This window comes from Nocardia sp. NPDC057668, assembly GCF_042799795.1.
Classification (GTDB): domain Bacteria; phylum Actinomycetota; class Actinomycetes; order Mycobacteriales; family Mycobacteriaceae; genus Nocardia.
This window is the reverse complement of the sequence record NZ_JBHVIC010000001.1, coordinates 2,495,053-2,515,899: the sequence shown is the minus strand read 5'-3', so window position 1 is coordinate 2,515,899 and position 20,847 is coordinate 2,495,053. Positions and strand designations below refer to the sequence as shown.

Sequence of the window (20,847 nt, the reverse complement as noted above, 5' to 3'; positions counted from 1 at the left end):
CGGTTCCGGGCCTCAGTTCCGCGGGCCGAGCACCTGGTCGACCAGGCCGTAGTCCATGGCCGCCTGTGCGGTGAAGACGCGGTCGCGGTCGGTGTCGCGGCGCAGGGTCTCGGGGGTTTGACCGGTGTGCGCGGACAGGATCTCCTCGATCTCGGCGCGGATCCGCACCACCTCCTCGGCCTGCAGGATCAGGTCGGGGATCGTGCCGCGGCCCTGGGTCGCGGGCTGGTGCAGCACGATTCGGGCGTGCGGGAGCATCATGCGGCGGCCGGGCGCCCCGCCGGCCAGCAGCACCGCGCCGACCGCGATGGCCTGGCCCACGCAGGTGGTCACCACCGGCGAGGAGATGTGCTGCATGGTGTCGTAGACCGCGAGCATGGCCGACAGGTCGCCGCCCTCGCAGTTGATGTAGAGGTTGATCTCGTGCCCTGGGCTCTCGGCGTCCAGGTGCAGCAGCTGGGCGATGAGCGCGTTGGCGACCCCGGAATCGATGGGGGTGCCGAGGTAGACGATGCGCTCGACCAGCAGGTGCGAGTAGACGTCCATGATGCGCTCGCCGCGCGGATGCTGGGCGATGACATTGGGAATGGTGTAGCTGCTCATGCGATTCCCACCTTGTGCCGCTGCGGAACGACCTGCCAGAACGAGTCGACGATGGCGTCGATGAAGCCGTACTCCTTGGCCTGCGGCGCGGTGAACCACCGATCGTGCAGGGAGTCCTCGTAGATCTGCTCGTACGGCTGCCCGGTGTCCGCCGAGATCAGCCCGAGCACGGTTTGCACGGTGTGACGCAGGTCGTCGGCCTGCACCTGCACCTCGACCGCGCTGCCGCCGATGCCCGCCGAGCCCTGATGCATGAGGACGCGGGCGTGCGGCAGGGCGAAGCGTTTGCCCGGGGTGCCCGAGGACAGCAGGAATTGCCCGGCGCTGCACGCCAATCCGAGCGCGAGCGTGGAGACCTCGCAGGGCACCAGTCGCATGACGTCGCGAATGGCGAGCATGGCGGGCACCGAACCGCCCGGTGAGTGGATCCACAGGGAGATTCCGGTGTCCGGATCCTCCGCGGCCAGGGTGAGCAGCTGCGTCATGAGCAGCGCCCCGTTGTCGTCGTCGAGCGGGCCGTCCAGCACCAGGATTCGCCGCCCGAAGAGTTGTTCGCGTGTGCGCCAGTTGAAGCTCGGCGTCTTCTCCTCGTGTGCCATGACCCCACCGTGCCCGCCCCGCACCGGGTTTCGCGCCCCACGCTGCCCACAGCAGATCCGCCCACGGCAGCGTGCGGATCATGCCCAGCTCACGGGCCCCGCGCGTGGTCTCGGTGCACTGCCGCGGCCGGGAGACATCGACTCGCTCGTGCCCGGGATGGACCCCGAGCACACCGGAACGACCGCAGCCCCTTTCGCGACTGCGAAAGGGGCTGCGGGGGGCGATGTTCCACCGCCGATGTGTTCCTACTGCCGGTCGAACGCGCGGGCGCGCAGCGAGCGTTCGATGCCCGCCTTGCCCTCCACGACCAGGCGGCGCAGCGAGGACGGGTGATCGCCGGACAGGAACTTGTCCGCGATGGCGACCGCCTCATCACTGATCGCCCAGTGCGGGTAGAGCCCGACCACCACGGTCTGGGCCACCTCGCTGGAGCGGCGCTCCCACACCGCGGGGATCTCGGCGAAATACCGCTCCACGTACGGGGTCAGCAGGTGCCCCTGACCCACCGGCGCGAAGCCGGTGACGATCGCGCGGGCGGTGATGTTCGGCACCGAGTCGTCGTCCATGACCGTGGCCCACGCCTGCGCCTTGACCGGGATCTGCGGCCGGGCGGTGGCGGCCGCGGCGGCCTGGCGGCGGCCCGCGGCGGTGGGGTCGCGCTCCAGTTCGGCGTCGATGACCGGGGATTGGGTGCCGTCGGCATCGAGGTCGCCGGCCGCGGCCAGGGCCTGGATGAGCCGCCAGCGCAGATCGGTGTCCACCGTGAGGCCGGGCAGTCCGGCGGTCTCGGGATCGGACTCCAGCACCTGGCGCAGCGCCTCGATGTGCCGCACCGACAGGTGCGCGCCGGTCAGGGCGTTGACGAACGCCAGCTGTTCGTCCGAGCCGGGCGCGGCGGCCCGGGCCAGTTGCAGCAACCGATCGGCGAACTCCGGCCAGCCCGTCTCGACGGCCCAATTCGGATCGGCGTAGGACGACAGCGCGGTGTGCGCCTGCATCAGCAGCCGCTGCACCACACCGATTTCGGTCTCGGCGCCGACGCCGCTCTGCACCAGCGCGACGAAATCGCGGGCCTTCATCTCGGCCTGGCGGGTCATCTCCCAGGCCGCCGACCAACACAGGGTGCGGGGCAGCGGTTCGGCGATATCGGCGATGCGGTCGACGACGGTCTCGAGCGAGGCCGGATCCAGGCGGACCGAGCAGTAGGTGAGATCGTCGTCGTTGACCAGCACCAGCTTGCCCCGGGCAACCCCGATCAGATCGGCGACGCCGGTGCGCTCGGCCGGATCGATGTCGAGTTCGACACGCTTGGTGCGCACCAGCTTTCCGTCGACATCGTCGTAGACGCCGATGGCCAGGCGGTGCGTGCGGCGCTCGCCCGCGCCCGGCTGCGCACCGTCCTGCACGACGGTGAACGAGTCGTAGTTGCCGTCCGCGTCCACGGTGAACTCGGGGCGCAGGATGTTCAGGCCCGTGGTCTTGAGCCACTGCGCGCCCCAGTCGGACAGGTCGCGGCCCGACGCCTTCTCCAGCGCACCCACCAGGTCGTCGAAAGTGGCGTTGCCGTAGGCGTGTTCGGTGAAGTAGTCGCGCAGACCCGCCAGGAACGGCTCCTGCCCGACGTACGCCACCAGCTGCTTGAGCACCGAAGCGCCCTTGGCATAGGTGATTCCGTCGAAATTCACCTCGACCGCGTGCAGGTCCGGGATGTCGGCGGCGATGGGGTGGGTCGAGGGCAGCTGATCCTGCCGGTACGCCCAGGACTTCTCCACATTCGCGAAAGTGGTCCAGGCATTGGTGTATTCGGTCGCGCTGACCTGGCACAGCACCGAGGCGAAGGTCGCGAACGATTCGTTCAACCACAGGTCGTCCCACCACTTCATGGTGACGAGATCGCCGAACCACATGTGTGCCATTTCGTGCAGCACGGTCTCGCAGCGGCGCTCGTAGGAGGCGCGGGTCACCTTGGAACGGAACACATAGTCTTCCAGGAACGTGACCGCGCCCGCGTTCTCCATGGCGCCCGCGTTGAACTCCGGCACGAACAGCTGGTCGTACTTGCCGAACGCGTACGGCACGCCGAAATTCTCGTGATAGAAGCCGAAACCCTGTTTGGTCTCGGTGAAAAGCCGTTCGTGGTCCATGAATTCGGCCAGCGAGGCGCGGCAGTAGATGCCCAGCGGGATCTCGCCGTGCCCGTCGCTGAAGCTGTCGGTCCACTTGGCGTACGGCCCGGCGATGAGCGCGACCAGGTAGGTGCTCATGCGCGGGGTGGTCGCGAAGGTGTGCTCGACGACCGCGCCGATGGTGCGGGTGCCGGCGGCCGCGCCGTTGGAGATGACCTCCCAGTCCGCCGGGGCGGTGGCGATCACGTCGTAGGTGGCTTTGAGATCCGGCTGGTCGAAGCAGGCGAACATCCGCTTGGCATCGGCGGTTTCGAACTGCGAGTACAGGTAGACCCGGTTGTCGGTCGGGTCGACGAACCGGTGCAGGCCCTCGCCGGTGTGGGAGTACTCGCAGTCGGCCTCGATGACGAGTTCGTTGCGCTCGGCCAGGCCGGTCAGGGTGAGACCGGCCGACTCGTCGTAGCCGGAGACGTCGAGCGCGACGCCGTTGAGTACCGCCGAGCGAATGCCCGCGCCCACGAAATCGATGAAGGTCTGCGCGCCCGGGGTGGCGGTGAACGTCACCGTCGAGCGCGAGAAGAACAGATCGCTGGTCGCGGCCTCGGCGCTGGTCGGCTGCCCGGTCAGATCCAGTTCGACGCGGTAGTTCTCCACCTGGACCGTCGCGGCGCGTTCGATCGCCTGTTCGCGGGTGAGGTTCGGTGCGGACAAGGGGGCTCCTTCGCTCTCGGAAGCTGTGCGGTGCGATCGGCCGCGCGGGGCCGGTGCGCATCGCGGCCTTGCCAACAATGCCATGCGCGCCGATCCGGTGGCGGCCACACGCTCGGGTTTTCGCCCTCGGTAGGGTGTGTGGCGGCAGCACGTCTACGAGGAGGACCGTTGAAGCACATCCACGCCGGTAAGGTGCGCGATCTGTACGAGGACGGCGATTCGCTGATCCTGGTCGCCTCCGATCGGGTGTCGGTGTACGACGTGGTGCTGCCCACCCCGATCCCGGGCAAGGGCGCGATGCTCACCCAGCTGTCGAACTGGTGGTTCGACTTCTTCGCCGACGTGCCCAACCACATTCTCTCCACCACCGACGTGCCCGCGGAGTTCGCCGGGCGCGGGGTGCGGGTCAAGCCGCTGAAGATGCTGAAGGTGGAATGCGTCGCGCGCGGTTACCTGACCGGCGGCGGCCTGGCCGAGTACAACCGGACCGGCACGGTCTCGGGCATCGCGCTGCCGCCCGGCCTGCGCGACGGCGACAAGCTGCCCGAGCCGATCTTCACCCCGTCGACCAAGGCGGACGTCGGGCATGACGAACCCATCTCCTTCGCCGACGTCGTGAACCAGGAGGGCCGGGAGCTCGCCGAGCGGCTGCGCGACCTCACCCTCGACATCTACTCGCGCGGCGCGGACCACGCCGCCGCGCGGGGGGTGATCATCGCCGACACGAAGATCGAACTCGGTTGGGACGGTGACGTTCTCACCCTCGGCGACGAGGTCCTCACCTCGGACTCCTCGCGGTTCTGGCCCGCCGACGACTACGAGCCCGGCCGCCCCCAGGCGTCCTTCGACAAGCAGTTCGTGCGCGACTGGTCGACCTCCACCGGATGGAACAAGGAATACCCCGGCCCCGAGATTCCGGCCGACGTCGTCGAGGTCACCCGCCGGAAGTACGCCCAGGCCTACGAACTGATCACCGGCAACGCCTGGGAGCCCGCGAACTGATCCGGTGACCAGCCGCGAATGGATACCGCTGGGCCGCACACCGTTTCGGCCGTAGATCAGGCCGGGACGCGGTCCGAAGCCAGGAACTCCTCGACGAATCCTGCCGCCTTGGCCTCGAATTCGAGGAAGTGGGCGGCCTTGGCGTCACCCGCGATCGCGTCGCCGATCGACAGGTTGCCCTCGGCGTCCAGGCGCTGGGGACGCTCCTCGGCGTCGGGGAGCAGGCCCACCCGGGAGTCGGAAAAGCCGCAGTAGTAGGCGATTCCGGCGCTGAGCTGGGCGTCCAGGGCCTCGGTCATCGCGGGGACGATATCGTCGTCGGCGGTCGCCCCGGCCAGGGCGAGCCACAGGATGCGCTTGCCCGCCAGACGGGGTTTGCTGCGGCCGTAGGCGAAGCCGTAGTTCCAGACCCGGTCGATCCAGCCCTTGAGCAGGGCGGGCGGGCCCATCCAGTAGACGGGGAAGGCGACGACGACGATGTCGGCGGCCAGGATACGGCGCATCTGCGCCTCGGTGTCCGCGGAGTAGACCTTGTCGCGATCGCCCCAGTCGGGCTGATCGGCCACGGTCATGCGCGGGTCGTAGCCCTCGGCGTTCAGGTCGAGCAGGTCGACCTCGTAGCCTTCCGATTCCAGTTGGCGCACAGTGCGATTGCCGATGTGCGCGGTCAGGGAATCCGGGCGATGATGGGACACCACGACGAGGGCGGTGCGGCGGGCATTCGGGGCGTCGTTGTTCGACACGATGGACTCCTCGGGGCTCTGCGATCTCGTGGATGTTCGCCGCGACTGCGATGTTCGCCGGCGATGTGCTGCTGTGACGTATTCAGTACATCCCGTCCGCCGTGGACGATCCATGGGTGAGAAGCTCGCATCGATAGGAATTCGTCTACGCTGAGATCGTGGATCCCCTGAGTTCATTGCTGAGCGGTATTCGAGCCGAGGGTTCGGTCGTCACCCACGCGGTGCTGCGCGCGCCCTGGACCATTCGGTTCCCGGATCGCGCGCCACTGACCATGATCAGCGTGTTTCGCGGCGGCGGGACGATCATTCTCGAAGACGGCTCGCGCACTCCCGTCGCGGCCGGTGACACCGCCGTCGTGCGCGGTGCGGAGCTGTTCTACCTCGCCGATCAACCCGAATGCGATGGCACGCCGCACACCGAGTACGAGATCGCCTGCTTCGGCCCGAACGCCGATCCGTCCGGCTGCGGGGCCGAGGAACTGAGCGGAATCCGCTGGGGCACAGGCCCGGCGGAGGCCACCGCGCTGATCGTCGGCGCGTACCGCACATCGAGCCGCAGGCACGAACGACTGCTGCGCGCGCTGCCGCCGGTGCTGGTGGTCGGTGAGGAAACCGCGGTCTGCCCGTGGCTGGAGGTGGCGGCCGTCGAGGCCGCCGACAAGAGCGCGGGGTCGCAGGCCCTCATGGACCGGCTGCTGGACTGGGCGCTGGTGTGCGCCCTGCGGCTCTGGTTCGACCACGCGGGCGAGGCCGCGCCCGGCTGGTTCCGCGGCCTGTCGGACCCGGTCGTGGCCCCGGCGCTGGAGGCCGTGCACACCCGCCCCGGCGACGCGTGGACGGTGGCGAGCCTGGCGGCCGAATCCGGGGTCTCCCGAGCGCTTTTCGCCAAACGCTTCAGCGGCGTCATGGGCCGCCCGCCGCTGACCTACCTCACCGAGTTCCGGATGGACGAGGCGGAGGAGTTGCTGGCCGAATCGGACCTGACCGTCGCCCAGGTGGCCAAACGCGTCGGCTACGCGGACGCCTTCGGCTTCAGCGCCGCCTTCAAGCGCCGCAAAGGTCTGAGCCCCACGGCTTTTCGGGCGGCCGCCGCCGCCTAGTTCCCACCCGGCGCGGGTACGCATGATGCCGGTCTCCTCGGCAGCGGCCGTAATTCACTGCGCGGGAGATGATTTCAGTTCGCGGAGGTGGGCCGCGCGTAGGGTGAGATAGTCCCGTTCCGGGAGGCTGGTCGTTCGCCGGGCGGCGGAGAGATAGGCGGTGATGGCGGCGCTGTGGTCGCCCGTCATCTCGTACAGGTGGCCGCGGACCGCGTCGAGGCGGTGCGAGCCGGCGAGCGGTTTCTCCAGGGTGGCAGCCAGTTCCAGGCCGGCCTCGGGTCCGTGCACCATCGCATTGGCCACCGCGCGGTTGAGGGTCACCATGGGACCGGGCGCGACGCGTTCGAGCGCGTTGTACAGCAGCAGGATTCGATCCCAGTCGGTGTCCTGCGGGCGCAGCGCCTGTGCATGCAGCACCGCGATGGCGGCCTGGATGCGATACGGCCCGAGCAGCCCGCCCGCGACCGAGGCCGAGGCCAGCCGCACGCCCTCGATGATCATCGTGCGATCCCAGAGACTCCGGTCCTGCTCGGTGAGCGGAATGAGCTCGCCGTGCGGTCCCGAACGTGCCGCCCGCCGTGCGTCGGTGAGCAGCAGCAGCGCCAGCAGTCCGGTGACCTCGTGATCCTCGGGCAGCAACCGGTGCAGCGCCCGCGCCAGCCGAATCGCCTCGACCGCAAGGTCATTGCGCCGCAGCTCCGAACCGGCCGCGGAGTGCCCCTCGGTGAAGATCAGGTACAACACCCGCAACACCGCGCCCAGTCGCTCCCGCCATTGCGCCGGATACCCGTCCGGCCGCTCCCGGGGCGATTCGGCTGTCCCGGAGCGATATCCGAGCGGCCCCGCGGTGCCGCGCGGATCCCCGGCCCGCGCGATCGACTGCTCGCCCGTGCCGGCCGGAACCGGAGCTGTTCCCCGTGCGGCCGCCCGCCCGCCCGCCTCGGCCGCCGGAAGCCGGCCGTCCCGCTCTTCGTCCCCCGGCATGGCGAAGGGCCGGTCGACGTCCGCCAATCGCTTCTTCGCACGCGAAATGCGCTGTGCCATGGTGGCTTCGGGCAGCAGGAACGCGCGGGCGATCTCCTCCGTCGTGAGCCCGCCGACCGCTCGCAGGGTGAGGGCGATGGCGCTGGCGGGGGAGAGCGCGGGGTGGCAGCAGAGGAAGAACAGGGTGAGGGTGTCGTCCTGATCCGTCTCCGGCGTGGGGTCGGCGGGCTGCACTTCGCCCAGCGCACTGGCGGTTTCGCGAGTGCGCCGCGATACCTCGGCACGGATGGCGTCCACCAGCCGCCGCTGCCCGACCTGGATGAGCCAGCCGCGCGGGTTGTCCGGCCTGCCCTCGCCCGGCCACTGGGTGGCCGCCGCGAGCATGGCCTCCTGCACCGCGTCCTCGGCCGCGTCGAAGTCCCCGTACCGCCGCACCAGCACCCCGAGGACCTGTGGTGCGAGTGTGCGCAGCAGATCCTCGGTCTCGCGATCGAGCGCCGGGGTCACGCGTCGGTGACGGGTGCGCTCATGATCGCCCGCACCTCGATGTACTCGCCGATCGGCTTGCCGCCGGGACCGGGGGCGGCCGAGGCCTGGGCCGCGATCTCCACCGCGCGCTCGGGGCTCTCGACATCGACGATCCAGTACCCGGCCAGGAATTCCTTGGTCTCGGCGAACGGCCCGTCGGTGACCATGGGCGCGGACCGCCCGTCCGAGCTGACGATGCGCGCCTCGTCCGGCCCGGCCAGGCCCCGGGCGTCGACCAGCTCACCGGATCTGGCCAGTTCCGCGCTCAGCAGTCGCTGGAAATCGATGTGGGCGGCGATCTCGTCCATGCTCCACTGCTCGATCGGGATGGGGCAGTGCGCGGCGGGGCCGTAGGTCTTGAGCAGCATGTACTTCATGGTGTCCTCCGTGTTCGCCGGGCGCCGCGGTGGCGCTCGCACAGGTAGGTCGAAGCCGGGCCCGCGATTTCGACGTACTTCGCGAGCGTGCCTGTGAGCGTAGCCACCGCGGGGCGGGTCAGAGCGGTACGGCGGTATCCGCGAGACGGTCCGGATCTGCGGGCGCACCGCTCAGGATCAATTCCTTGATCCGGTCGGTCACGTCCCACACGTTCACGTTCATGCCCGCGAGCACCCGATTGCCGGAGTCGAGCCACAGCGCCACGAACTCGCGCGCGCCGACGTCACCGCGCACCACGACGCGGGTCTCCTGCTTGCGCGCGACGTACCCGGTGTACTCCATGCCGAGGTCGTACTGATCGGTGAAGAAGTACGGCAGCCGGTCGTAGACCGCGGGCCTGCCGAGCATGGTCGCGGCCGCCACCGCGGGCTGATTGAGCGCGTTGGCCCAGTGCTCCACGCGAATTCGCCGCCCGAGCACCGGATGCTGCTGATCGGCGATGTCACCCACCGCCACGATGTCGGGGTCGCTGGTGGCCAGGCTCTCGTCCACCAGCACGCCGTCCGCGGTGGCCAGCCCGGCGTCCACCGCGAGTTCGATGTTGGGCCGCGCGCCCACCGCGATCAGCACCGCGTCGGCCTCGACGATCGTGTCGTCGCTCAGGCGCACCCCGGTCGCCCGCCCCGCCGCCGTGGTGATCTCCGCGACCCGCACGTCGGTGCGCAGATCCACCCCGTGCTCACGATGCAGGGCGGCGAATACCTCACCCATCTCCGTGCCGAGCACGGTGCGCAACGGGGTGGACAGCGACTCCAGGACGGTGACCTCGAGCCCGGCCGTGCGCGCCGCGGCGGTGACCTCGAGCCCGATCCAGCCCGCGCCGATCACCACCAATCGCCGGGCGGCGCCGAACATTTCGAGCAGCGCCTCGGAGTCGGGCGCGGTGCGCAGCGTGTACACGCCGTCCGCGTCCGCGCCCGGAACGGGCAGCCGGCGCGGGCGGGACCCGGTGGCCAGCGCCAGCTTGTCGTAGGGCAGCGTCGTGCCGTCGGGCAGTTCGACGGTCTTGGTGGCCCGGTCGATGCCGGTGACGGTGGTGCCGAGCAGCACCTCGACATGGTGATCGCGATACCACTGCGCGGGCTCGACCACCGCCTCCGCGGTCGTCTTCTTGCCCAGCAGGCAGTCCTTGGACAGCGGGGGCCGCTCGTAGGGCAGCCGTTCCTCCCCGCAGACCAGGGTGACGGTGCCGTCGAAATCGTTGGCGCGCAAGGCCTGTGCGAGCTTGGCGGCGGCGAGTCCGCCGCCTGCGATGATGAACCCGGGAGCCGTGGTCATGGGGGTGACCTCCCTGCGCCGCACATCCGCGGTCGCGACGACGAGGTTGACATCCGACCCTATCGCGCGGTGCGTATCGGCCGGAGGAAATATCGGCAAGATTGTGTGTTGTTACCCATCACGGACAGCCGTGCCGGCTGTGACCGCATGCGAAAGGGAGACACCCCCGTGAGTGACACCAAGAAGGACCGGGTCGATTTCTGGTTCGACCCGCTGTGCCCGTGGTGCTGGATCACCTCCCGCTGGATCCTCGAGGTCGAGCAGGTCCGCGACATCGACGTGAACTTCCACGTCATGAGCCTGGCCGTATTGAACGAGGGCCGGGATCTGCCGGAGAACTACGCCGAACTGATGAAGACCGCCTGGGGCCCGGTGCGGGTGGCCATCGCCGCCGCGCAGGCCGAGGGCGACAAGGTGCTGTCCGGTTTCTACACCGCGCTCGGCACCCGTATCCACGACCGCCGCGCCGAGTACGAGACGCGGGAGAACTTCCTGTCGATCATCATCGACGAGGCGCTGGCCGAGGTGGGCCTGCCCGCCGAGCTCGCCGCGGCCGCCGAGTCCGGCGACTACGACGAGGCGCTGCGGGTGTCCCACCACGCGGGCATGGACAAGGTCGGGCCGGACGTCGGCACGCCCACCATCCACGTGAACGGTGTCGCGTTCTTCGGCCCGGTGCTCTCGCGCATTCCGCGCGGCGAGGTCGCCGGCACGGTGTGGGACGGTGTGGTCGCGCTGGCGTCCTACCCGCACTTCTTCGAGCTCAAGCGCACCCGGAACGAAGACCCCGTCTTCGACTGATCCCGCTGCGGCCGCTCAGTTACCGCGGCCCGGTGGGTAATTCGGTGGCTGCTCGCCGTATCCGGTCCCCGGATACGGCGGGTAGGAGCCGTAGGGGAGCGGGGGCTCGGTGAAGCCGCCGCCCGCGGGGCGCGGGGGTTCGGTGAAACCGCCGCCCAGCGGCCGCGGCGTGTCCGGGAAGCCGCCGCCGTACGGTCCGGGCGGCGGGCCGCCGGGCGCGACCGGCAGGGCCGGGGGATCGGGACGCAGGAACAGCTTGCCGTGCCTGCTGCGATCCCGCAGCGCCCACATGCGCCAGGTCAGCACCGGGTGGCTGGACAGCGCGTTCACGATCCAGACCCAGAAGCCCCGCTCCTGCGCGGCCCGGTCGGCCATCTCGTCGAAGCCGGTGATGCTGTTGAGGTACTTGCCCGCCGCGAGCGTGCGCATCGCGCCCGACGCGCCCTCGTGCCGGAAGCAGTACCCGTGATTGTCGGCCGTGTACTCCTGGGAGCGGATCAGCGCGTTGCCCAGGAACGGCAGGAACGGCACCAGGAACATGCCGAACTGCCGCCAGTACGAGACGTGCCCCGCGGCGATGTGCCCGACCTCGTGGCCGATGATGAACGCCAGCGCCTCGGGTTGCCGTGCGGCGCCGCCGACTTCGAACAGATCGCTGTAGACCGCCACGTAGCGGCGGAACCCGTGCCCGGAGGCGAATGCGTTGATCTGCCCGTTGCCGAGCACCACGAAGGCGTCCGGCGCCTTGGCCATGCCCAGTCGCTCGGCGGCCTCCTGCACCAGGCGATAGCCCTCGGGGAACTGGGTCGGCGACATCTTCACGCCGTTGACCCGCATGGTCGCGTAGTTCATACCGCGGCCGATCCACAGGATCGCGGGCGCGAACACCAGGATCAGCACGTACTGGTTCCACTCGCCGAAGACGAACATCAGCAGTGCGAACAGATACGCCAACGCGGTGGTCAGCACGACCAGGACCAGCAGCGGGATCTCCCAGCTGTGCCGCGCGGGATTGCCGAAAGGCGAAAGCCCCCAGCGACCGTCGTTCGGCGGCACGCGCGGCGGGGTGTACCCGGCCTGCGGGGCCCAGCCGGGCGGGCCCACGCGCGGATCCCACCCGGTCAGGCCGGTGGCGGGATTCCAGCCGGGATGCCCGGCCGCGGGCGGCTGGTTCGGGTGGGGGCCGCCGGGCGGCTGGGCGGGATAGGCGCCGGTGACCGGTTGTGCGGGATACGAACCCGTCGGCGGGTACACCGGGTGGCTGCCGGTCGGCGGGTGCGCGGGATGCCCGGCGACCGGCGGCGGAATCGGGTGACCTCCGGTCGGCGGGTGCGCGGGACCGCCGGTGGCGGGCGGGGATTCGCGGTGCGCGACCGGCGGCGGCAGCTCCGGATACCGCTGCCCCGGAGGCCGGGCGGGCTGCGGAGCCTTGACCGGCTCGTCCGCCTTGTCCATGGTGACGGGCGGTTCCGGTTTCGCGGTGTCGTTCTCGGGTCCCCCCACGGAGCCCTCGGCAGGTGTCGGCCCCGGTGCTGCGTTCGGCGGCTGCGACTGATCGTCGGACGTCATGAGATGAACTCTATTCAGTTGTGCCAATGGCGCTACCGCCCGGCGGATTGACGCGCCCGCCGGGCGGATTCGAGCGGCCGGCACACCGGGCCGGAATGGCGGCCCGGGCGTCGGCCGGACCGTCCGCGCGTTATCGGGCGAGCTCGGGTTGCTTCGGCCATTGCGCGGCGGGCGGAACCGGGACCGAACGCGGCGGGCTGGGGCGCAGGAAGAGTTTTCCGTGACGGCTGCGATCGCGCAGCGCCCACATGCGCCAGGTGTGGACCGGGTGGCTGGCCTGGGCATTGGTGAGCCAGACGAAGAATCCGGTTTCGGTGAATGCGCGATCGGCCATTTCATCGAAACCGACCAGAACATTGAGGTATTTGCCGCCGGCGAAGGTCGTCATGGTGGGTGCGGCGCCGGTGTAGCTGTAGCTGTATCCGTGATTGTCGGCGGTGTATTCCTGTGAGCGACTCAACGCGGGTCCGAGGAAGGGAATGAATTGCATGAGAATGGTGCCCAGCTGCCGCCAGTAGGAGGTGTGCCCGGCGGCGATATGGCCGACCTCGTGGCCGATGACGAAGGCCAGCGCCTCGGGTTGCCGTGCGCGCCCGCCGATTTCGAACAGGTCGCTGTACACGGCCACGTACTTGCGGAAGCCGTGCCCGGCCGCGAAGGCGTTGAGCTGCCCGTTGCCCATGATCACGTAGGCGTCCGGCGGCTTCTTCATGCCGAAGCGCGCGGCGGCCTCGGCGACCATGCGATGGGCCTCCGGGAACTGCGTGGGCGACATCTTCACCCCGTACACCCGCGCCTGCGCCCACTGCGAGCCGCGCACGAACCAGATCAGGATCGGCGCGAACGCCAGCAATCCCAGATACACGTTGTCGGTGCCCTTGACCACCGCGTACAGCGAGAACGGATAGGCCACCACGGTCAGCAGCACCACGATCACCAGCAACGGGATCTCCCAGCTGTGCCGGGCGGGCCTGCCGAACGGCGACAGATCCCGCACCTGCGGATCCCGCGGCAGCGCGGGCGGAATGCGTTGCGGCCGGGTCTCGTCCCGCTCCGCCGGACCCCAGCCGGGCGGACCGGTGCTCGGATCCCAGCCGCTGAGCCCGGTCACCGGGTTCCACGCCGCGCGCTCGGCGGTGCGACTCGCGCCGGGCGCCGATCCGGCGACGGCCGCCGATGCGGGGGAGTCGGTTTCGTGTTCGTCATAGCGCATGGCGCACCTTCGATTCGAGGGCCTGGTAACGGGGGGCGCGCGCCCTCGGCGAGGGGTGCCGCGGGGTACGTGCGCACCCTGTTATTCGGGGTTTCGATCAGTCGGCGTTAATGGGTTCGACACCCCGGTGAACCGGGTGTGCGCGGCCTGACAGAATTGCGGCCATGCGCGTATACCTGGGTGCCGATCACGCCGGCTTCGAACTGAAGAACATCGTCAAGGCTCACCTCGAAGGACAGGGCCACGAGGTCACCGACTGCGGCGCTCTGGAATACGACGCCGTCGACGACTACCCGGCCTTCTGCATCGAGGCCGCCCGCCGCACCGTCGCCGATCCGGGCAGCCTGGGCCTGGTCTTCGGTGGTTCGGGCAACGGCGAGCAGATCGCCGCGAACAAGGTGCCCGGCGCGCGCTGTGCCCTGGCCTGGAGCGTGGAGACCGCCCAGCTCGCGCGCCAGCACAACAACGCCCAGCTGATCGGCGTCGGCGGCCGCATGCACAGCACCGAGGAGGCGCTGGCCATCGTCGACGCCTTCCTGACCGCCGAATGGTCCGACGAGGCCCGGCACCAGCGCCGCATCGACATCCTGGCCGACTACGAGAAGACCGGTGTCGCGCCCGAGGTTCCGGCGTACTGATCCGCTCCGCCCGGTAGCCGCCCGCGCCGTCGCGAACTCCTCGTTCGCGGCGGCACCGTCGTTCCGGGGCACGCGTTCGGGCTGAGCCGCCTGTCCGCGACGCTCCCCGGTGACGCGGACATCCGTCAGAGAGGGTCGCATCGTGCCCGAGGGCCACACCCTGCATCGCCTGGCCGAGCTGCACGACAAGCGTCTGGCCGGCGGGGTCGTGCGCGTGTCCAGCCCGCAGGGGCGGTTCGCGGCCGAGGCCGCGCGGCTCGACGGCCACGTCCTCGAGCGCGCCGACGCCTGGGGCAAACACCTGCTGCACCACTACGATTCGGGCCTGGTCGTGCACGTGCACCTGGGGCTGTACGGCAAATTCTACGAATCCGCGGTCCCGATGGGCGCTCCCGTCGGCGAGGTCCGCATGCGCATGTTCGGCGACGGGCGCGGGACCGAGCCGTACGGAATAGACCTGCGCGGCCCCAACACCTGCGAGATCCTGCTGGACCCCGAGGTCGACGCACTCACCGCGCGCCTCGGCCCCGATCCGCTGCGCGGTGACGCCGACCCGGACCGCGCGTGGGCCCGCATCAGCCGCTCCGCCCGCCCGATCGGCTCGCTGCTGATGGACCAGAAGGTCCTGGCCGGGGTCGGCAACGTGTACCGCGCGGAAGTCCTTTTCCGGCACAACATCTCACCGCATCGCCCCGGCAAGTCGCTGTCCCGCACCGAATGGGACGCGCTGTGGCAGGACCTGGTCGAGCTGATGAAAGTCGGCGTCCGCCGCGGGTTCATGCACGTGGTGCGCCCCGAACACGACAACGGCGCACCCTCCTACGCTCCCGACCGGCCGCGCACGTACGTGTACCGCCGCGCCGGCGAGCCCTGCCGCCTGTGCGGCAGCACGGTCCTGCACTCGGTCATGGAGGGGCGAAACCTCTTCTGGTGTCCCACCTGCCAGCCTCGGTGACCGCACCGCGGGCCGCCAGCCCGGATCATTGAGCCGGTTCGGCCGAGTTGGCATCAATTCACGTAGCCGGGCGATAGCCATCGCACGGGACTCGGCCTGAGATCTACGGGTGCTCCGCTGTGGCCGGTGCGCGCCGAACGCCGTACGGGCTACCTCGATCCGGAAGCGGGCTGAGATCGGAGCGCCTGGACCCGGACCTGTGCTTTTGATCAGTCCGAGTCGAGCAATTCTTCGACAGCAGCGCGCGGAGATCGGCATTCCGCGCTACGGAATCGCGCGAATTGTGCAGGCCAATGGTCCCGAGACAGCCCTGGCGAGTGCCCGCCGCTGTTCGGGATCGCGGTCGGCGGTTACGAACCAGAGAATTTCTAGCTATCGTTAGAGATAGGAGTTTTCTCCTGGAAATCTGTGCCAAGGAGTTGATGGAAATGATCGCACGAAGGATTGCCGGCGCGGTGGCCGCGACCGTGGTCGCGTTCTCACTCGGTGTCGCGGGAGCGGCGGTGGCGTCCGCGAGTACGCCGGAGGCCGCACCGGTGGACGGGTCGGTCGGCATTTGTTTCACGATCCCGCTGCCGGGATCCGCTGATCTGTTCTGGTGCCTCTGAACAACTGAACTGATTCCCATCCGGCTCGGGCCATCGGGGGCCGGCCGTTCGATCGAGCTGTGTGCGCCGAGCTGTACCGAGCACCGAATCTCATCGCCGCATCCGCTGAACCGGACGTCGGTCACCCACGCAGGTAGGGGTCGAGTAGGTCTTCCACACGGGCCAGGATGGTGGCCGGGTCGGCGCCGGTATCGACGAGTCTGCTCGCGGAATGCACGATAGCGTTGATCAGTTCGGCGGTCAGGCCCGGATCGGCGTCACCGAGTTCCTCGAGAGCCGTGACGAGCGGGGTTTTGAGCCGATCGTGCAGGACGCGGGCGCGGGCGGTCAGTTCCTCGCTCGGCAGAGCGGTCGCGAGGGCGCGCGTCACGGCGTGCTCGCCCTCCCGGGTCAGCTCGATATTGGCTGCGACATAGGCGATTACCCGGCTCGCCGGATCCGGGGCCCGGCTCATCTGCTCGGCGATCCGTGTCGTCCAGCGGGGTAGTACGTCTTCCATGACGGCGACCAGCAGGTCGTGGCGGGAGCGGAAGTACTGGTAGACGCTCGGGCGGGCCAGCCCGGTGCGGGCGGCGACATCGGCGAGGGTGGGGACCTGTCCCGCCGTCAGCATGGTGCGGGCCGCGTCCAGGAGAGCGTTCCGCTGCGTCGCGCGATGTTCGGCGAGGGTGGCGGCCTGAATCTTCGGCACTGCGGCGGTTCCTCCCGGACGGATTCGTACTGATCAGCCTGGACAGTGTCCCATCGAGCGGCCGGCGGGGTGGACGGTGCCTCCGTTCGGGGCGGACGTGCGGCGAGTTGACGGAGCCGGTGCGCGCGCTGCTACAGTCCTGCCTCGCGGATCTTACCGACGCGGTGTCGGTAAAAGATCGGCAGACAGGTTATGAGGTACCGGCAATGAATCAGTTCCCCGGAGTCGACGGCTTCTCGGCACCCGTGCGTCGTGGGCGATGGACGTCATGGTGTTGGTGATGGCGCTCGTGGTGGCCGTCCTGGCGTGGAGCGTCTATCGGGTCAGGGTGAATCGAAAATTCGGTCTGCACAAAGTAATTCAGATCGTGCTCACGGCGGGCCTGTTGCTCGCGGTAGTGCTGTTCGAGCTCGACGTGCGCTTCAACGGCTGGCAGTCCCGTGCCGCCGGGGTGGTGGGCGGCGACGCCTCCGTCATCGTGTGGACCGCCCTCGCCGTCCACCTGGCCTGCGCCGTCTTCTCGGTCGTCCTCTGGTTGATAGTGATCGTCCGTGCCGCACGCAATTTCGGGTCACCCCCGAGCCCGGGCGCCCATAGCCGCTGGCACCGGCGCTGGGCGCCGATCGCGGCCATCGGTATGACCCTCACCGCGGTCACCAGTTGGATCTTCTACGGACTCGCCTTCGTGGACTAAAAACCAGGGTGATCTTTGCGTTCTACCTGCGAAGTGGTTGCGGGCGGGCTAAATTGGTCGCGCGTCCAGGTAATCTTCGGGCAATGCGCCGGGGGTCGACTGGGTGACCCCGCTGCTCGAAGTGCCTGCATCGCAGTGTGATTCGGGCGGAGGGTGCAGCGGTGGAGGGCGGGTTGCCGCAGACCTCGCCTCATCCGCCGACGGGATCACACGAGAGCAGCTATTCATGCGAAATACCATTCTGGCCACCGGATTCATCGGCATCGCACTCGTCATGGGAGGTGGCACCGCCGCCGCCGTGCCACTCACCGTGGAGGACGCGAGCGTTACCGCGGTCGACCCCGCCGAATCCGTCGAATCCCCGGGTGTGGCACCGGGTGCGGCCTGCCCGGAAGCCTTCCTGACCGGCTCGGCCAAGTCCGGCGCGACCGGATCCGTCACCGGCTCCGCGATCGGATTCCTCGGCGGATCCTCGGCCGGACCCCAGGCCGGCTCCGCCGCCGGTGCGACCAACGGGATCCTCAACGGCCTGGCCGCGGGTTCCGGTGGCGGAGCTGCCAATTGCGCGCTCACCGAGCTCGGCAACAACGGACCGGATGCCCTGACCGGCTCGACCGAGGGGCCGGGCAAGGGCTACCTGACAGGTTCGGCCGCCGGCTTCAACTCCGGTTCCCGCAACGGTCTGCCGAGCGGTCTCGGAATGAGTGTGCTCTCGGGCCTGTTCGGTGCTCTGACAAGCGGTTCCGCGAAGTAGTCGGGTGTCGGCGGGAACCGCTACCGGTTCCCGCCGGCCTTCGCGCACCGTGCGTTATCGGCTCGCCGACGTCGCGGCGGAATGCACGACGATGGCGGCCCTGCGGTACCAGCGATCCACGGTGTTGCCCTCGTTGCCCATGTAGCCGGTGAGCCGGTATCCGAAGGGTTCCAGCGGGGAACCCGTTGTCCCGGGACAGAGTTCGTCGTCGTGGACGTACTGCCCCTCCGACGTCGTGGTCGCGCCGGCGCGATCCATCCACCACTTCAGCGTGATGGTCGGACCGTAGGAATCGCCGAGCACGACCTCGGCCAGGTACTCCGGATGGTCGGCGGGCCGGTCATTCCCGTGATCGAAATCGGCGCCGTAGTAGTCCTCTTCGCCGTCGATGGACTCCCAGTTCTCCTCGACGAGGGTCCAGGTGTTCTCGACCAGTTCCCATCGACGCCGGCGTCCGCACATCCATTCCTCGTCCTCGAGGTAGTCGCACGCGTTCGCCTCCCGCACTTCGGCGAGTGCCAAAGTGGGCTGGTAGCCGCTATTTTCGGCGGCCGCGACGAGGGCGGCCGCCCGCGCCGCGTCGACCCCCTTGAGCTGATCCCACCCGATGCCGCGCTGTGAATACTGGTGTTCGAGCAGGTAGACCAGGCGGGTGGGCGGCTGGTGCTCGGGGCCGTCGCCGCGACGCCACTTCGGCATCGGAACGGGGGTGGTGAAGTACGCGCGCACCAGTTCGGCCAGCGCGCCGACCTCGCCGCCGCCCGTGTCGCTACCGCCGGCGGCGGCGATCAGGTTGTAGGTCAGCGTGATTCGATAGCCCGCGGTGACCGGCAGCACCTCGTGATCGCAGTCCGCGTAGAAGGCGACCAGGGCGAGCTCGCCCGGCGCGCCGGCATCGCTCACCCGCTCTCCCCGATGCTCCACCACCAGCTCCCCGCCGCTGAACTCCGAGGGCAGGGTCACCACCAGCGTGCCGATCATGCCCTCGGCCTTCTCCGAATCCTGGTGCCGGTGGAAGAACTGCCCCTTCTCGTACACCAGCATCGAATGCAGCTCGGCCGACAGCGTGCGGTCCGCCGGCAACCCGAGGTCGGCGCGCACGTCGTCCAAGATCGACGCGAGCGCTGTGCCCCAGCACTTTTCGTCGATGCGCACGAGTTCGCGCGGCACCTGCCAGGTATCGCGCACGCTCGTGTCGAGCAGCGTCTGCTCGCGCAATCCGTAGTGCGCCGGCCGCGCGACCGAGCACAACTGCCGCGCCTGTTCCGGCGATACGGGCCAGCTCAGCACGCCCACCCCCTCGACCTCGAGTTCGAGATCGGCGGCCGGCGCGGTGCGGCGGGTGGCGTACGAGCCCGTCGTCCGCGTCGCGTCCAGCAATGTCCCGATCGTCGCGAGCGTCTGCTCCGTCATTCTGTTCTCCCAGCCCCGGCATTCTCGTAATGCCGCCTCGGCCAGCAGTATTACCGAGCCCGCCGACAATCCAGAATCAGCGGAACCAGGGGGCCACGATCGGCGGCTGACCGGGGATCAGGCCGTGTCCGCCGACCGGGAGGACGACGACGGCCTCGAACGGCTCGCCGTTCGGGTTGGACATCGCGAACAGCTGGTGGGCGGGGACTATCAGGGCGTCTCCGGCTGCGACGGTGAAGGTTTCGTCGTTCATGGTGACCGTCATGGAGCCGGAGAGGGCGATGAAGATCTCCTCGCGGTCGAGGGAGTGCGCGGGGGCGGCGGTCCGGGGCTTGATGGACAGCCGCCAGGCGCTGTTCTCGGTGGAGCCGCGGCTCGGGGCGGCCAGGCCGATGAAGGTGGCGTGGTCGTTCTCGAAGCGGGGAGCCTGGTCGGCGGTGACGAGTGGCACGGTGTCTCCTCGGTTGTCTGGGGAAGCGGTGTTCGGGGCTACTGGGCCCAGGGCGGGGCGACACGGTCGCCGCCCGGCGCCTGCGCGTAAGCGCCCACGGGCAGGATCGCGACGGCCTCGAAGGGTTCCGCACCGGGCACGGCGAGCCGGAAGTTCGTGTGCGCCGGGATGATCAGCGCGTCACCGGCGTTCATTTCGCGCGTCTCGCCGTCGAGGGTGATCTCGGCGCGGCCGGCGAGGGCGATGAAGATCTCCTCGCGCGAGACCGAGTGCTCGTGGCCCGGGTTGCCCGCCGCCAGGGTGAAGCGCCAGACGCTGTTCTCGGTGGAACCCCGGCTCGGGGCGGCGAGGCCGACGGCGGTCATGCCGGGGCCGGTGAACGTGGGTGCGTCGGCGGACTTGATGAGCGGCATTGCGGTGTCTCCTAACATTCACGCAAGATGTTCAACCAAGGTATTCAACTGAAGTTGAACAACTAGAGTTGAACATATTCGCGAGAGAGGAGTCAAGGGTGGATTTCGGCATTCTGCTCGGCCGGGCGTACCAGGGCTTCGTGGCCGACCTGCACGCGCACATGGCCGAGCGCGGGCATCGCATGCTGGGCGCCTCGTACGGCTACGTGATGCGCGCGCTGGACGAGAAAGCGCTCACCGCAAGCCAACTGGGGGAGCGGCTGGGCATCACGGCGCAGGGCGCGGCCAAGGTCGTGGACGAGATGGTGCGATACGGCTACGTCGAGCGCCGCCCGGACCCGGGCGACAAGCGCGCCAAACTCCTGCACCTGTCCGCGCGGGGCGTCGATCTGCTGGAGACCGTGCGCGCCTTCCACGCCGCATACGAGAACGACCTGATCGCGCGCATGGGCGCGGATCAGGTCGCGACGGTCCGGGCGGTGCTGGGCGAGATCGCGAGCACGGACCAGCCCGGATTCCGCCCGCTGTGAACGG

At 69.3% G+C, this 20,847-nt stretch carries 22 protein-coding genes; 9 read left to right on the top strand and 13 right to left on the bottom strand.

Translation table 11 applies throughout. The features are described 5' to 3' along the window. Positions 1-12: 12 nt before the first annotated feature. From ACFVBH_RS11535 to pepN, 3 genes are all read right to left on the bottom strand, one after another. Entirely contained in the window at positions 13-603 is a 591-nt protein-coding gene (locus ACFVBH_RS11535) for an ATP-dependent Clp protease proteolytic subunit (protein WP_354986549.1), read from the bottom strand. Beyond that, on the bottom strand, positions 600-1,202 hold the full coding sequence (locus tag ACFVBH_RS11530) for an ATP-dependent Clp protease proteolytic subunit (RefSeq protein WP_354986548.1): 603 nt from the start codon (positions 1,200-1,202) through the stop codon (positions 600-602). The genes ACFVBH_RS11535 and ACFVBH_RS11530 overlap by 4 nt, the downstream gene beginning before the upstream one ends. A 246-nt stretch (positions 1,203-1,448) precedes the next feature. Further along, complete coding sequence (pepN, locus tag ACFVBH_RS11525; protein ID WP_379001277.1) at positions 1,449-4,040, bottom strand: aminopeptidase N; 2,592 nt, start codon at positions 4,038-4,040, stop codon at positions 1,449-1,451. Between the two features lie 168 nt (positions 4,041-4,208). Between pepN and ACFVBH_RS11520 the strand changes: the two genes are divergently transcribed. Continuing rightward, positions 4,209-5,042, top strand: a complete 834-nt coding sequence (locus ACFVBH_RS11520) for a phosphoribosylaminoimidazolesuccinocarboxamide synthase (protein WP_354986546.1) — start codon at positions 4,209-4,211, stop codon at positions 5,040-5,042. A gap of 56 nt (positions 5,043-5,098) precedes the next feature. Here ACFVBH_RS11520 and ACFVBH_RS11515 read toward each other — a convergent pair whose 3' ends face one another. Beyond that, a complete protein-coding gene (locus ACFVBH_RS11515) occupies positions 5,099-5,785 on the bottom strand; it encodes an NAD(P)H oxidoreductase (RefSeq protein ID WP_379001276.1) in 687 nt (228 codons plus the stop codon). 158 nt (positions 5,786-5,943) lie between these two features. Here ACFVBH_RS11515 and ACFVBH_RS11510 point away from each other — a divergent pair, with 158 nt between their 5' ends. Next, the gene (locus ACFVBH_RS11510) at positions 5,944-6,885 is read left to right on the top strand and encodes an AraC family transcriptional regulator (protein WP_379001275.1); all 942 of its coding nucleotides are present in this window, start codon (positions 5,944-5,946) and stop codon (positions 6,883-6,885) included. Positions 6,886-6,939: 54 nt separating this feature from the next. On the opposite strand, the gene ACFVBH_RS11505 is transcribed toward ACFVBH_RS11510, so the two are convergent. From ACFVBH_RS11505 to ACFVBH_RS11495, 3 genes are all read right to left on the bottom strand, one after another. Next, on the bottom strand, positions 6,940-8,376 hold the full coding sequence (locus ACFVBH_RS11505; protein WP_379001274.1) for an RNA polymerase sigma factor: 1,437 nt from the start codon (positions 8,374-8,376) through the stop codon (positions 6,940-6,942). Next, positions 8,373-8,774 (bottom strand): YciI family protein, encoded by a 402-nt coding sequence (locus tag ACFVBH_RS11500; RefSeq protein WP_379001273.1) that lies wholly within the window; start codon positions 8,772-8,774, stop codon positions 8,373-8,375. The genes ACFVBH_RS11505 and ACFVBH_RS11500 overlap by 4 nt, the downstream gene beginning before the upstream one ends. Positions 8,775-8,892: 118 nt before the next feature. Next, positions 8,893-10,113, bottom strand: coding sequence for an NAD(P)/FAD-dependent oxidoreductase (locus ACFVBH_RS11495; protein WP_379001272.1), 1,221 nt, complete (start codon positions 10,111-10,113; stop codon positions 8,893-8,895). Between the two features lie 168 nt (positions 10,114-10,281). Between ACFVBH_RS11495 and ACFVBH_RS11490 the strand changes: the two genes are divergently transcribed. Further along, a complete protein-coding gene (locus ACFVBH_RS11490; protein WP_354986540.1) occupies positions 10,282-10,914 on the top strand; it encodes a DsbA family protein in 633 nt (210 codons plus the stop codon). A 15-nt stretch (positions 10,915-10,929) separates the two neighbouring features. Here ACFVBH_RS11490 and ACFVBH_RS11485 read toward each other — a convergent pair whose 3' ends face one another. Both ACFVBH_RS11485 and ACFVBH_RS11480 read right to left on the bottom strand, forming a co-directional pair. Continuing rightward, positions 10,930-12,168, bottom strand: a complete 1,239-nt coding sequence (locus ACFVBH_RS11485; protein WP_379001707.1) for a M48 family metallopeptidase — start codon at positions 12,166-12,168, stop codon at positions 10,930-10,932. 445 nt (positions 12,169-12,613) lie between these two features. Further along, positions 12,614-13,696 (bottom strand): M48 family metallopeptidase, encoded by a 1,083-nt coding sequence (locus tag ACFVBH_RS11480; protein WP_379001271.1) that lies wholly within the window; start codon positions 13,694-13,696, stop codon positions 12,614-12,616. A gap of 164 nt (positions 13,697-13,860) precedes the next feature. Here ACFVBH_RS11480 and ACFVBH_RS11475 point away from each other — a divergent pair, with 164 nt between their 5' ends. From ACFVBH_RS11475 to ACFVBH_RS11465, 3 genes are all read left to right on the top strand, one after another. Next, complete coding sequence (locus ACFVBH_RS11475; protein ID WP_379001270.1) at positions 13,861-14,334, top strand: ribose-5-phosphate isomerase; 474 nt, start codon at positions 13,861-13,863, stop codon at positions 14,332-14,334. Positions 14,335-14,476: 142 nt separating this feature from the next. Beyond that, a complete protein-coding gene (locus ACFVBH_RS11470; RefSeq protein WP_379001269.1) occupies positions 14,477-15,289 on the top strand; it encodes an Fpg/Nei family DNA glycosylase in 813 nt (270 codons plus the stop codon). A gap of 428 nt (positions 15,290-15,717) precedes the next feature. Then, entirely contained in the window at positions 15,718-15,897 is a 180-nt protein-coding gene (locus ACFVBH_RS11465; protein ID WP_354986536.1) for a hypothetical protein, read from the top strand. Positions 15,898-16,018: 121 nt separating this feature from the next. On the opposite strand, the gene ACFVBH_RS11460 is transcribed toward ACFVBH_RS11465, so the two are convergent. After that, entirely contained in the window at positions 16,019-16,588 is a 570-nt protein-coding gene (locus ACFVBH_RS11460; protein WP_379001268.1) for a TetR/AcrR family transcriptional regulator, read from the bottom strand. A gap of 259 nt (positions 16,589-16,847) precedes the next feature. Between ACFVBH_RS11460 and ACFVBH_RS11455 the strand changes: the two genes are divergently transcribed. Continuing rightward, entirely contained in the window at positions 16,848-17,282 is a 435-nt protein-coding gene (locus ACFVBH_RS11455) for a DUF420 domain-containing protein (RefSeq protein ID WP_379001267.1), read from the top strand. A gap of 226 nt (positions 17,283-17,508) precedes the next feature. Next, entirely contained in the window at positions 17,509-18,036 is a 528-nt protein-coding gene (locus tag ACFVBH_RS11450; RefSeq protein ID WP_379001266.1) for a hypothetical protein, read from the top strand. 54 nt (positions 18,037-18,090) lie between these two features. Here the strand turns inward: ACFVBH_RS11450 and ACFVBH_RS11445 are convergent, their stop codons facing one another. The 3 genes from ACFVBH_RS11445 to ACFVBH_RS11435 all read right to left on the bottom strand — a co-directional run bounded on the left by ACFVBH_RS11445 (position 18,091) and on the right by ACFVBH_RS11435 (position 20,313). Then, positions 18,091-19,449: a 2OG-Fe(II) oxygenase gene (locus ACFVBH_RS11445; RefSeq protein WP_379001265.1), complete on the bottom strand. Its 1,359-nt coding sequence runs from the start codon at positions 19,447-19,449 to the stop codon at positions 18,091-18,093. Between the two features lie 76 nt (positions 19,450-19,525). Beyond that, positions 19,526-19,900: a cupin domain-containing protein gene (locus tag ACFVBH_RS11440; RefSeq protein ID WP_379001264.1), complete on the bottom strand. Its 375-nt coding sequence runs from the start codon at positions 19,898-19,900 to the stop codon at positions 19,526-19,528. 38 nt (positions 19,901-19,938) lie between these two features. Continuing rightward, complete coding sequence (locus ACFVBH_RS11435; protein WP_379001263.1) at positions 19,939-20,313, bottom strand: cupin domain-containing protein; 375 nt, start codon at positions 20,311-20,313, stop codon at positions 19,939-19,941. Between the two features lie 98 nt (positions 20,314-20,411). On the opposite strand from ACFVBH_RS11435, the gene ACFVBH_RS11430 reads away from it, so the two are divergent. Continuing rightward, positions 20,412-20,843 carry a MarR family winged helix-turn-helix transcriptional regulator gene (locus ACFVBH_RS11430; protein ID WP_379001262.1) on the top strand — a complete coding sequence of 144 codons (432 nt, stop codon included), beginning with the start codon at positions 20,412-20,414 and terminating at the stop codon, positions 20,841-20,843. Positions 20,844-20,847: the final 4 nt, after the last annotated feature.